At 61.9% G+C, this 12,225-nt stretch carries 11 protein-coding genes and 2 pseudogenes; 9 read left to right on the top strand and 4 right to left on the bottom strand.

The window, feature by feature from the left end; all coding sequences use genetic code 11:
* Both AC1D1P_RS05160 and AC1D1P_RS05155 read left to right on the top strand, forming a co-directional pair.
* Positions 1–1,564: penicillin-binding transpeptidase domain-containing protein (locus AC1D1P_RS05160; RefSeq protein WP_477672286.1), on the top strand; the 1,564-nt coding region annotated here is incomplete at its 5' end.
* A gap of 59 nt (positions 1,565–1,623) precedes the next feature.
* Positions 1,624–2,985, top strand: coding sequence for a TPM domain-containing protein (locus AC1D1P_RS05155; protein WP_477672285.1), 1,362 nt, complete (start codon positions 1,624–1,626; stop codon positions 2,983–2,985).
* 78 nt (positions 2,986–3,063) lie between these two features.
* On the opposite strand, the gene AC1D1P_RS05150 is transcribed toward AC1D1P_RS05155, so the two are convergent.
* Positions 3,064–3,864 carry an SPFH domain-containing protein gene (locus AC1D1P_RS05150; RefSeq protein WP_477671271.1) on the bottom strand — a complete coding sequence of 267 codons (801 nt, stop codon included), beginning with the start codon at positions 3,862–3,864 and terminating at the stop codon, positions 3,064–3,066.
* Positions 3,865–4,068: 204 nt separating this feature from the next.
* Between AC1D1P_RS05150 and AC1D1P_RS05145 the strand changes: the two genes are divergently transcribed.
* The 5 genes and pseudogenes from AC1D1P_RS05145 to AC1D1P_RS05125 all read left to right on the top strand — a co-directional run.
* Positions 4,069–5,217, top strand: coding sequence for an alpha-hydroxy acid oxidase (locus AC1D1P_RS05145; protein WP_477672284.1), 1,149 nt, complete (start codon positions 4,069–4,071; stop codon positions 5,215–5,217).
* Between the two features lie 19 nt (positions 5,218–5,236).
* The gene (locus tag AC1D1P_RS05140) at positions 5,237–5,917 is read left to right on the top strand and encodes a hypothetical protein (protein ID WP_477672283.1); all 681 of its coding nucleotides are present in this window, start codon (positions 5,237–5,239) and stop codon (positions 5,915–5,917) included.
* A gap of 240 nt (positions 5,918–6,157) precedes the next feature.
* Positions 6,158–6,352 (top strand): annotated as a pseudogene (locus AC1D1P_RS05135) (J domain-containing protein); the annotation flags it as partial.
* A 240-nt stretch (positions 6,353–6,592) separates the two neighbouring features.
* Entirely contained in the window at positions 6,593–7,561 is a 969-nt protein-coding gene (locus tag AC1D1P_RS05130) for a hypothetical protein (protein WP_477672287.1), read from the top strand.
* Positions 7,562–7,710: 149 nt separating this feature from the next.
* Positions 7,711–7,974: pseudogene (locus AC1D1P_RS05125) on the top strand (IS21 family transposase); the annotation flags it as partial.
* Positions 7,975–8,334: 360 nt separating this feature from the next.
* On the opposite strand, the gene AC1D1P_RS05120 reads toward AC1D1P_RS05125, so the two are convergent.
* Complete coding sequence (locus tag AC1D1P_RS05120; RefSeq protein ID WP_477671267.1) at positions 8,335–8,739, bottom strand: DUF3224 domain-containing protein; 405 nt, start codon at positions 8,737–8,739, stop codon at positions 8,335–8,337.
* Between the two features lie 216 nt (positions 8,740–8,955).
* On the opposite strand from AC1D1P_RS05120, the gene AC1D1P_RS05115 reads away from it, so the two are divergent.
* Positions 8,956–10,215 (top strand): Y-family DNA polymerase, encoded by a 1,260-nt coding sequence (locus AC1D1P_RS05115; RefSeq protein ID WP_477672282.1) that lies wholly within the window; start codon positions 8,956–8,958, stop codon positions 10,213–10,215.
* Positions 10,216–10,224: 9 nt separating this feature from the next.
* Here AC1D1P_RS05115 and AC1D1P_RS05110 read toward each other — a convergent pair whose 3' ends face one another.
* Both AC1D1P_RS05110 and AC1D1P_RS05105 read right to left on the bottom strand, forming a co-directional pair.
* Positions 10,225–10,743, bottom strand: a complete 519-nt coding sequence (locus tag AC1D1P_RS05110; protein ID WP_477672281.1) for a DUF1569 domain-containing protein — start codon at positions 10,741–10,743, stop codon at positions 10,225–10,227.
* A gap of 161 nt (positions 10,744–10,904) precedes the next feature.
* On the bottom strand, positions 10,905–11,339 hold the full coding sequence (locus AC1D1P_RS05105) for a c-type cytochrome (RefSeq protein WP_477672280.1): 435 nt from the start codon (positions 11,337–11,339) through the stop codon (positions 10,905–10,907).
* Between the two features lie 245 nt (positions 11,340–11,584).
* On the opposite strand from AC1D1P_RS05105, the gene AC1D1P_RS05100 reads away from it, so the two are divergent.
* Positions 11,585–12,225, top strand: a 641-nt coding sequence (locus AC1D1P_RS05100; RefSeq protein WP_477672279.1) for a DUF3034 family protein, incomplete at its 3' end; no start/stop codon positions are given.

The raw sequence follows: 12,225 nt of genomic DNA, 5'->3' as shown, positions 1-12,225 counted from the left end.
CGACTGCGAGGGTCTGGACCTGCTTGCCACTGCCGCGCTGCAGCGCAAGGCGTTTGATCCGAGTGAAGGCGTGGCGCCGCACCTGGCGCGCCGGCTGCTCGCGGCCCAGGCCGATACCCCCGGGCGTACGGGCGTGCCCCGCACGCTGGTTTCTACCGCACGCGCGCCGCTGCAACGTTTTGCCGTGCAGACCCTGACCCAGCAGCTGCGCGAGCTGCGCGGCCGCCACGTCGAAGACGGCGCCATTGTCGTGCTGGACAACGCCACCGGCGAGGTGCTGGCCTGGGTAGGTTCGTCGGGCGAACTGAGCGGCGCCGCCGAAGTCGACGGTGTGATGGCACTGCGCCAGCCGGGCTCCACGCTCAAGCCGTTTTTGTATGCAGAGGCCATTGCCGAGCGCCGCATCACCGCAGCGTCGCTGCTCGAAGATTCGTCCTCGCAGATCCAGACCGCGGGCGGGCTCTACATTCCGCAAAACTACGACCGCCAGTTCAAGGGCCTGGTATCGGCCCGCACCGCACTCGGTGCGTCGCTGAACGTGCCGGCCGTGCGTACGCTGGTGATGGTGACGCCCGATGCCTTTCACAAACAGCTCWAAGCCGTGGGCCTGCCGCTCAAGGAGTCGGGTGACTATTACGGCTACAGCCTGGCGCTGGGCAGCAGCGAGGTGTCTTTGCTGTCCCTCACCAATGCCTACCGCACGCTGGCCAACGGCGGTCGCTACAGCGCGACTTCGCTGGCGAGAAACCCCAAACCGGTCTTCAAGCCCGCGCTGGATGCACGCGCGGCCTTTATCGCCACCGACATCATGGCCGACCCGATGGCGCGCGCCCGCACCTTCGGCACCGACAGCATCCTGGCCACCCGCTTCTGGAGCGCCGTGAAAACCGGTACCAGCAAGGACATGCGCGACAACTGGGCCATGGGCTTCTCGCAGCGCTACACCGTGGGCGTGTGGGTGGGCAATGCCAGCGGCGCGCCCATGTGGGACGTGAGCGGCACCACGGGCGCCGCCCCCATCTGGGCGGCGGTGATGAATTACCTGCATAAAACCGAACCCAGCCGCGCGCCGTTGCCGCCCGCCGGCCTGGTGCAAAGCCAGACCCGGTTTGGCAACCAGGGCGGCACGCCGCTCGAAGCAGCCCGCAACGAATGGTTCCTGAAAGGCACGGAGCAAACCGTTTTTGCTATGAATTCAGGAGCTGGTAGCGCCCGATCTGAAAGGGCTACAGCACGAAATGGCTTGAGAAAACCGGTTGCCGAACCCGACGCCCCGCCCCGCATCACCGCCCCTGCCTCCGGCACCATCATTGCCCTGGACCCGGACATCCCGCCGAAACACCAGCGCGTCAGCTTCAGCGCCGAAGGCCGCGGCACGCGCTGGCTGATGGACGGCAAGGAGTTTGCGCGCGGGGCCCAAGCGCAGTGGATGCCCTGGCCGGGCCGGCATGTGGTGCAACTGGTCGATGCCGGCGGCAAGGTGGCCGACGAGATACGGCTCGAAGTGCGCGGTGCCGGTGTGCGCGAAGCCAGCGTGCGCGGCAGCGCGACTGCGGCACGTTGATCTTTCCGGCGCCGGCATCCGACAACGCTGTACCGGCCGTGCTCTATCCCAAACCTTCCATGCTTCACCTTCAACGCGCCCCGTTATTTCCTTCAGCGGCTGAAACCCGGCGTTTTCTCTATAGAACGCTGGTTGTTCTGTGGGTGGCGCTGTGCATGCTGGCGGCGGGTGATGCCATGGCAGCACAGGCGCGTGCCGGACAGACAGACGTGCCGTCCGATGCCGCCCAGGCACCCACACCGAGCGATACCGCGCAAATCGCCACGCCCGCCGGTGCCGTCCGGGTGCAGGTTCCGCCTTACAGCGCGCGCGTGCTCGACACCACCGGCACGCTGAACACAGCCCAGGTCGCGGCCCTGAACGAACAAATCCTGGCAATCGAAGCAGACACGCGCGCAGCAGTCGTCGTGTACATGCTGCCGACAACGGGTGAGGACTCCATCGAGGAATACGCCACGCGCGTGTTCGAGAAGTGGAAACTCGGCGATACCCAGCGCGACGAAGGCATCCTGATCCTGGTGGCCCTGGAAGACAGGCGCATGCGCATCGAGGTGGGCCAGGGCCTGGAGGGCATCGTGCCCGACGTACTGGCGGGCCGCATCATCGACCAGGACATGAAGCCGCGCTTTCAGCGCAACGACTACGCGGGCGGACTGGAGGCAGCCATCATCCACATCGGCGCACTGGTGCGGGGCGACATTGACCCCCCGGAAGCGAGCCGCGGTGGCATCACGCCCTTTGGCTGGGCTTTTATTGCCGCACTGCTGTGGGGTTTTGCCGTGGGCGTGGTTCGGGCGCGCCGCACCTGGAAGTGGCCGGTGACGGTCGGCGTCGTCGCGGCCGTCCCGGCGGTGGCGGTGGTTGTCCTGAAGAGTCCCGCCATCGGCGCCATCCTGCTCTCTTTCCCCGTGCCGCTGGCGTTTGCGCTGGGGTTCGGCTGCGGCCGTTCCCGCACGGTGCGCCTGGTGACGGGTGGTATCGCACTGGCGATCAGCGCTATGGTCGGCATTGCCTTCGTGGTGGGCGCCAACCGCTTCGGTTTGGGCCTGCTCTACGCCCTGGGAGGCGGTATAGGCTGTTTACTGCTCGGCCTGATCGCCATGGGTATGCGCGCGGCCTACAAACGCAGCCTGGTGGAGTTTGGCGTGCGCAGCGCCCTGGTGGCCTGCGTTGTGGGGTATGTGGCGTTTCAAAACCCGCCAGACCTGCTTCTAACTGACTGGGAATCCTGGATGCCGACAGGCATGGCATTCGGGCTGGCGATGCTGTTCGGCTTCTTCACGGGGGGTTCCGGCAGCAGCAGTGGGCGCGATGACCGGGATGGCAGCAGCTCGTCGGGCAGCAGTTCGAGCTCCAGCTCGAGCAGCCGGAGTTCGTCGGGTGGCTCCAGCAGCGGTGGTGGGTCGTCCGGCAGCTGGTAAGAGACGGCGGCAGCGGCGGCGGGGGTGTGGAAATAATTTCAGCCCCGCCAGCGCGGGATGCGCGCCGCCGGCCCAGGCTCATTTTGCGTTCACGATGCCCTTGAAGTCATAGGGCACCACAATGGTATGCACCTTGCCTGCGGCAACGCCTTCGGCGATCTTCAGGTTGGCCATGGCGTTCATGTAGCCAATCGCGCCCGCGTTGGCGTTCAAGGCAGCAATGCGCTCAGCCTCCTTTTTGGCGGTCTGCACCTCGACCTCTTTGGTTTTCAGCTCGTTTTGCGCCCGCACCAGTTCGTTGGCACTCTGAACAATCACATCGGCGGGGGTAATGGCACGTACCTGGATCTGGGAAACCGTGATCTTGTCCGCCAGCTTTTCCTCGGTCAGCGTCTTGATGACGTTTTCGCGGATTTTCTGCTCAATCGCCGGCCGGTTGTCGGCCATCTTGAGCGATTCATATTCGCGCGCCACCTTGTAAGCCGCATTGCGCGCGCTCATCGCCACATAGTTCTGCATCAGCAGGATGTCGCCGCCTTTGTCCGACAGGCCATGGAAGGTCCGGTTTTTGGTGGTCCATAGCTCGGAAACGGCCGTCGGATTGACGTTATAGACCACCGTCATGTCAAAGTCCTTGACGGTTGAGTTGTCGGACGCCAGCGGGGTCATGTTGTCCACGGCCACCGCCACGTCCTGAATCTTGAAGGTCAGGATATCGCCGATCAGCGTCTGGTTAAAGGAGCCCGGCAGACGCTCGGTCGGGTCTGTGGTTTTGTCAAAGTTGATGCGCAAGCCCACTTCGCCGGTTTCAATGCGGGTACATCCGGCCAGCAGTGCGAGCGTCAGGACTGGAATCAGTGTGAAGAGAGTGCGTTGCATAAGTAATTCCCTTGTATTGGCGAACAGGCCCTGGTCGCCGCTTTTTGTTGAGGTAGCGCCCCCGGGGGCGCACCGGCGCAGATTATGCGGGACAGTGGCTTATCAATAATTTCAAAGCCTCGGGACCAGAATTCACGCAAGAACGCAAACACGGGCGCTACCATGGCGGCAGCTTCCCCAAAAAAACTGTCGTCTGGAGACCCCATGCCCGTGATCACCAACATCGAAGACCTGCGCGTCCTGGCCAAAAAGCGGGTGCCCCGCATGTTTTACGACTACGCCGACTCCGGCTCGTGGACGGAAAGCACCTACCGCGCCAACGAAAGCGACTTCCAGAAGATCAAGCTGCGCCAGCGCGTGGCCGTCAACATGGAAAACCGCAGCACAGCGACCACGATGATCGGCCAGCCGGTAGCCATGCCGGTTGCCATCGCGCCCACGGGCCTCACAGGCATGCAGCACGCTGATGGCGAAATCCTGGGCGCCCGCGCTGCCAAAAAATTCGGCATCCCCTTCACGCTCTCGACCATGAGCATCTGTTCCATCGAAGACGTGGCCACCGGCACAGACCGCCACCCCTTCTGGTTCCAGCTCTACGTGATGAAGGACCGCGCTTTCATTGAAAGTCTGATCGACCGCGCCAAGGCAGCCAATTGCTCGGCACTGGTGCTCACGCTCGATTTGCAGATCCTCGGCCAGCGCCACAAGGATTTGAAAAACGGCCTGAGCGCACCGCCCAAGCCGACGCTGTCGACCATCCTCAACCTGATGACCAAGCCGCGCTGGGGCCTGGGCATGCTCGCTACCCGCCGCCACGGCTTCGGCAACATCGTGGGTCACGTCAAGGGTGTCGAGAACATGGGCTCGCTCTCTGAGTGGACGGCCAAACAGYTCGACCCGGCCCTCAACTGGGGAGACGTGGAGTGGATCAAAAAACGCTGGGGCGGCAAGCTGATCCTCAAGGGCATCCAGGACGTTGAAGACGCGAAGCTCGCCGTCAATTCCGGCGCCGATGCGCTGGTGGTCTCCAACCACGGCGGCCGCCAGCTCGATGGCGCGATGTCTTCCATTTCCTGCCTGCCCGAGATCGTCGCGGCAGTCGGTAACCAGATCGAGGTGCACATGGACGGCGGCATACGCTCCGGCCAGGATGTGCTGAAAGCCACCGCCCTGGGTGCCAAGGGCACCTACATCGGCCGCGCCTTCCTCTACGGCCTGGGCGCCATGGGCGAAGAAGGCGTAACCAAGGCGCTGCAGATCATCCACAAGGAGCTGGACCTGACTATGGCTTTCTGTGGGCGCACCGACATCAAGTCGGTGGACAACAGCATCTTTGTGCCAGGCACTTACTGAGCCTGAGGCGGTAAACACCATGGCCTTTTTGGGACAAGCCGCCGTCGCCATGTGGTGGAACATGGCGACAGAGCACAGGGAAGAATTCGAACACTGGCATTCCCATGAGCACTTTCCCGAGCGCATGGGCATCCAGGGATTTCTGCGCGGCTCACGCTGGTCCAGCGTCGACAACGCAGAAGGTTTCTTTGTCCTGTATGAGCTGGAGGACTATGAAGTACTCACATCGCCCGGTTACAGGGATCGCCTGAACAACCCGACGCCCTGGTCCACCAAGATGATGCCGCACCATCAGGACATGGTTCGAAGCCAGTGCCGGCTGCTGCACAGCRCRGGGGGCGGCATCGSCCGTCATGCAYTGACCTTGCGSCTSTCRCCCGCCGAAGGCCGGSATGCAGAACTGCTGGRCCACCTATCAGCAATTGCGGTGGCATTTGTCAGCAAGCCCGGTGGCGCCGCTTTCCACGTACTGCGCACCGAGACGCCCCAGGCCGTCAGCACAAAGGAGCAGCAGATTCGCGGCGGCAAGGACAAGACGGCCGACTGGGTCGTGGTCGCCGTCGCCTATGACACGTCGGCGCTGGATGCCCTGCAGCAGGAGGCGCTCGRCCAAGGTATCGAGCGCCACKGTGCCCAGCCCGGTTCGATGGCAGCCCGCTACCAGCTGACATATGCGGCCAGTGCCAATGACCTGAGGTGAGGCCTGGAGATCAAAGGGGATCGGTAAATACAGGCTCCATTCAACGACCGTCAGCATAGTTCGTCTGCTTCCAGGTTGCCGACATCCCCACGATTGGTTCGGGTTTGAACCATAGCTAGTCAACGTATCGCAAAGTAGGTCGAATAGCTGAATAAACCCCGAAAAGGAAGGCCCAAGCCGGGAAAAATCCAATAGCGCGTTTGTCGTGGGCAGGTATCCTTGTGATAGGAGGGGGTGAATATGGGGACAACAGATCCTTTGGGTTACTACGCGTGTTTGGGCGTTGCACCAACCGCGCCAGCATCAGTCATCAAGGCGGCCTACCGCGCTCTCGCAATGGAGCGACATCCAGACCGGAATGAGGGGTTCGATGCGACCAGGCGTTTTCAAGAGCTACAGAGGGCTTATGACGTGCTGTCCGATCCTGTGGAGAGGGCCGCTTATGACGCTTCATCCGTTGAACCTGCACTCTCGACAGCTTCATCCACGGTACAAGAGGCTTCTAGCTCTTCAACACGCGCCTCGACTGGAACGACGTCATACGAGCCCGTACGGTGTAGCAGGTGCAACAGTCTCACTGCCAGTCCGCGTTATCGCGTCTTTTTCCGAGTGTTCTCCTATGTAGTCGGCGCCACTCGCCAGCCTTTTCAAGGGGTCTACTGCGCACGTTGTGAAATGTACGAAGGCGTAAAGAGTACTGGAATCACCGTTGTAACGGGGTGGTGGAGCTTGCATGGTTTTTTTTGGAGCCTAGACGCGCTTTATCAGAACCTTTTCGGTGCCAATGCCTTTTCCGAACAGAACGCCAAACTCCTCGCGCATCAGGCCGGGTACTTCCTTTCCACCGGCAATAGGACGCTCGCGCTGGCTATCGCACGAGAGGCTTATGCGGCAACGCTACGCGTGAGGAACCCCAACTCAAGGGCTGCGAGGATGCGCGCCAAGCTTGGCTACAAGGTTGAAGACCAGCTCAAGGAGCTGCGCGAAAACCTGAATGACCTCATCCAGTCAGCGGGATCCGATGAGGCTATCGCCAAACTACGCAATGGTGTGGGGATGATGAGTCCGGCGCTTTACGCCCAAAGCGCGATAGTGGCCGTGCTCACTCTGGCACTTGGTACCTGGTGGTTTGTCGAATACAAGAGAAGCGTAGATGCGGAGGAAGCTCGGCTCTTGCAGGCCGGCATCGAATACGAAAAAGCGGCTGCAATTGCGCGACAACAGCAAGCAACGCTGGCAGCAAACTTGCAGCCACTCCCGCCGAGCGGCGAACACAAAGCACCACCGTGGCGTCAGTTTGCGACCAACCAGCCCCCGTTCAAGGTGACGGCCGGTCGCGGAGTGAACTACTTCATCAGACTCGCAGATTGGCAATCGGGTGTAGCCGTTATGGCTGTCTTCGTGAGAGCCGGCGAACAAGTTGAAATCGGYGTTCCCCCTGGGACCTACCGGGTAAAGTTTGCCTCCGGTCAGCAGTGGTACGGTGAAGACATCTGGTTTGGTCCCGATACGGACTATTCAATGGTGGGCACGCCAGTGACTTTCAGCGTGCAGGGGAATCAGCTACTCGGACATGAGCTGAAACTTGAACAGGTTCTTAACGGAAATTTGCGGCGCCAAAAAATTACGGCTGCCGGTTTCTAGGCCGTCACTGGGGAAGTACCTGGAGAATGGGGGTAGCTCAGTGTGTTGAATTCCGTCGAAATCTGATCCACTTATCGCAGTAATTTCCATCCAAAACTGACCCACGTAGGCACTACCCTGCTTGTTTTAAAAGCAGGGGGAAWYTAGGAGTGATAGACGTGGCGACATTGAATGTCATCAGACGTTGGGCATTGCGGGATCAGATGTCCATCCGCGAGATCTCAAGGCGTACAGGCCTGGCTCGCAACACAATAAAGAAGCACCTGCGATCGGAAGAGCGCGAGCCCAAGTACCCAAGGCGGGCCAGCTCAAGCAAGCTCGATCCCTACGCCGAGAAGCTGGCCACCTGGCTGGATATCGAGGCAACAAAATCGCGGAAACAGCGGCGCACTTTGAGGCAGATCCACACAGACTCAGCCTAAAAAGGAGAAAACCAAGAACTTATCCACATCGTGAGCACATTCTGCTCACAAAGAGCGTGGGTCAATATTCGATGGAAAACTCGGGTCAGACTTCAGCGGAATTCAACAGCGTTGCGTCACCACCCCCATATTGGGCCGCACGTGGTTCTCGTCCAGCGTGCTGACATCAACATCCGCAATCACGGAGCAGGCCGGCAACGACTGCTGAAACACGCGGTCCTTCAGTATTTGAACCGCGTCGTCATGGCTATAGGCAGTTACGCCACAACCAGCGCCCAATATGGAAAAGGGTGGGAGGTCTTCGAAAGAAAACCAGAATCGGTGAAGTTGAGGCACGCCTATTTCGCTCACTCAAGCCTGAGGCGATATCTCATAGTCCATCGCATACGAATGCTTGCCGTCGGCAATCTGGATGGTGAGCGTGCCGCTCAGGCCCGTGAGCTCGCCGGTGCCGGAATCAGGCACCACGTTCACCGCCAGCTGCGGCGCACCACGGTTCATGGTGCCGCTGTGCTGCAGAACAAAGCTGCCGCTTTTGCCGTGCAGCGTGCCCGTCACGCATTCCATCGCGACATAACCGGCCGAGCCTTTGACTGCCGTGCCGGCGCTCAGCATCTCGCCCTGACTGGTGGCCTGCAGGTCGCCGCTGAAGGTCTTGTTGATGGACAGCCGGCCCATCAGCGGGCCGGCATCGGCATTCGCCAGCGATTGCGGCGCGAGCATGACTTCAAAACTTCCGGTGGCGTGGGAGGGCATGGCGTTTCACTTTCGACAAGAAGAGTGGGCAAGCCGGCCATGATGCCAGAGCGCCGCGCTTCCTGAGTGCCGTTTACGCCCGCTTACCGCTGCCCGAAAGGCCTGGCCGGCGCAGTACCAAGGAGCGCACGAGCCTTGCGGCTGACCCGGCCAAATAGGGCCAAATCGTGTCGGGGCGACCGCGCGCAAGCCATTGCGAATTGCTATGCTTGCCGGGTGAGCGCCCCGTCCCCCTCCCCCGCACCCAAAATCCGCCGCATTGCCCACCTCGACATGGATGCGTTTTTTGCGTCGGTCGAGTTGCTGCGCTACCCGCAATTGAAGGGCCTGCCGGTCGTCATAGGCGGCGGCTGGCGCAAGGTTGACGAAGAACTGCGGGCCGCGCAGGGCGAGCGGGCTTTGCGTTTTATTCCAGTGGAAAGTTTTCCGCTGCTCAAGGACTATGTGGGCCGCGGCGTTATCACCACCGCCACCTATGCGGCACGGCAGTTCGGCGTGGGCTCGGCCATGGGCATGATGAAGGCCGCCAGGCTGTGCCCGCAGGCCATTGTGCTGCCGGTGGATTTTTCGGAAATCCGCAAATACTCGCAGCTCTTTAAAAGCACCATCACCGACATCGCCCCGCTGATGCAAGACCGTGGCGTGGACGAGGTCTATATCGACTTCACCGACGTGCCCGGCGGCCAGCGCGAGGGCGGGCGTGTGCTGGCCCGGCTCATCCAGAAAGCGATCTTTGAAAAAACCGGCCTGACCTGCTCGGTCGGCGTCGCGCCGAACAAGCTGCTGGCCAAGATGGCGAGCGAGTTCAACAAGCCCAACGGCATTTCCATCATTTACGAAGCGGACCTGCAGGAAAAAATCTGGCCGCTGCACGTTCGCAAGATCAACGGCATCGGCCCGAAGTCCGGCGACAAACTGGCGAGGCTGCACATCCACACCGTCGGCGAGCTGGCCGCGCAAGACCCGCAATGGCTGATCGACAACTTCGGCAAGGCCACCGGCGCCTGGATGCACGAGGCCGCCTGGGGCCGCGACGACCGCCCGGTGGTCACCGAGAGCGAGCCCGTGAGCATGAGCCGCGAAACCACTTTTGACCGCGACCTGCACGCGGTGCGCGACAAGGCCACGCTGGGCGCCATCTTCACCGACCTGTGCGAACGGCTGGGCGAAGACCTGCAGCGCAAGGGCTACGTGGCCAAAACCATCGGCATCAAGCTGCGCTACGACGACTTCAAGATCGCGACACGCGACCAGACCTCAGACACGTACACCGCGGACGGGAAAACCATCCGCCAGCTGGCGGGGCTGTGCCTCAAGCGGGTGCCGCTGGACAAAAAACTGCGCCTGCTGGGCGTTCGCGCTTCCACGCTGGCCAAGCCCGGCGAAGAAGGAATTCATGAACAAAAAGTGCCTGCAGACCAATCAGGTCGTGCGCCAGCAGCTCCTGAATCGATAGCAACCGACCAGCTTTTCTAAGCAGCGCCTCTAGCGCGCTACCAGGACGATCTCATCCTGGTGGTTGGCGATATGAAAGGTGTGCGCGAGCGAAAAATCAGCCTTGCTGAGCGCGCCGTAGGCAAAGTGCGGCTTGAGCGCGCCTTGGTGCCCGGCAAAACGGGCAATGGCCGCGCGCAGCCGCGCCGAGGCGGGCCGCCAGTCGCCTTCACGGCTGAGAGCCGCAGCGCCCGGGATGGGCTCGCTCAGGCTGTGGCTCATTTGCCCGCGCCATTTGAAAAAGGCAAAGGCCGCGGCGCCCGCCGTGTTCTGGAACACCGCGCTTTTCGGCTGCGGAAAGCCGTCCAGGCTCATTTCCACRCTTTGCGCCATGTGCTCCAGCACCGACACCAGGGGCCATTGGCCGGTGGTTTTGACACTGGCGGCCTGGTCGACCTTGTCCWGCCATCGCAGCGCTTCATCCAGTGACTGGACTTTGGGAACATCGGCCATGGCAAATCCTCCGGTAAAAGCGAGTGTGGTGGTGGCCAGAAAGTCGCGTCGTTTCATGGCTGAGATGGTAGCAGCCGCCACAGGGCCCCATTTGCTGCGGCATCAGGGCGGGCTGGCGTTTATCTCATGGGCGGCCACGGAACAAAGAGTTTCTGAAGAAAAGGCCTTCCAGGCAGGCAGGACGAGCGCAAGCGGCTCCTGAATTGATAGCTGTCTGTTCATTTCAGCGTGGCAAGGTAGGCGATCAAGTCGGCACGCTCCGCCGCGCTTTCCACCTGAAAGCCCATGCGCTGCCCGGCCACCAGCTGCTCGGGGTCTTCCAGCCACGCGTTGAGGGTTTGCGGCGTCCAGCGCAATCGCGACCGCGCCAGTTCGTCCGAATATTTGTACCCAGGCAGGCTGCCCACGCGGCGGCCCATCACACCGCGGTGCGCGGGCCCGATCTTGTTGCCGTCGACGGCATGGCATGCCGTACAGCGCGCCTGGTACAGGGCCAGGCCGCGCGCCACGTTGCCGGGCGGCGGCGTGACCCATTCGCGTCCGGACGCCGTTTGGGCCCATAACGGGGCACCGCTCACGCCAAAGAGCGTCAGTGCCGCCACGGTACTAAAAAGATGACGCGCATTGCGCATGAACAGGGAACAAGCAGGCATTCGGCACTCCAGACACTGGTTTTGACGGGTGGGAAAGCCATGCAATCTGCCAGGCCATCCCGCAAGCTGTTCTGAATACGTTGACGGCCGGCCCGCGGATTCAGCCTTTCGAAGAGCGACCCAGCTTCTTTTCGCATCTTTTTTCGTTTCATTGAATCCAGTGAATCCGGTTTTCCGTATTCCACACAGGTTCACTTCCATTGACGCCGGCAACCGGCTTTTTCCTTTTCACCCACAGGATCACCATGCGCCACTCCGTATCACCCCCCCTGATTGCCAGCCTGCTCACCCTGCTTTGCGCCGGCGCCCACGCCGACACCGGCAAACTGCTGTTGACCGGCGGTGTCAGCACCATTGAAGGCGCGGCCGGCGGCGGCCTCACGCCCTGGGCCGTCATCGGCAGCAACGCCACGGCGGGCGAAATTGGCGGCTCTGCCTACGTCACCCACGCCGGCACCACCGACTACGGCCTGAATGTGTACGGCGCGGCCGTCGGCATCCATGACCGCTACGAACTGTCGATTGCGCAGCAGGACTTCAACACCCGCGGCACCGGCGTGGCCCTGGGCCTACCCGGGCTGCACCTGAAACAGACCATCGTGGGCGCCAAGGTTCGCGTGCTGGGCGATGCCGTCCTGGACAGCGACACGCTGATGCCGCAGGTGGCAGTGGGCATGCAGTACAAGACGCTGGGCTCCACCGGGCTGGACCCTACGCTCACCGCACTGGGCGCCAAACGCCACGGCGTGGATGTGTATGTCAGCGCCACCAAACTCTTCCTGGGCCAGAGCCTGCTGCTCAACGGCACGCTGCGCGCAACCAAGGCCAACCAGAACGGCCTGCTGGGCTATGGCGCCACGCTGGGCGGCAGCGAAGACAAGTACAC

It is taken from the genome of Polaromonas sp. P1_E1_2, assembly GCF_056406035.1.
Note: the sequence above shows the minus strand (reverse complement) of the source record. Positions and strands in the feature narration are given on the sequence as shown.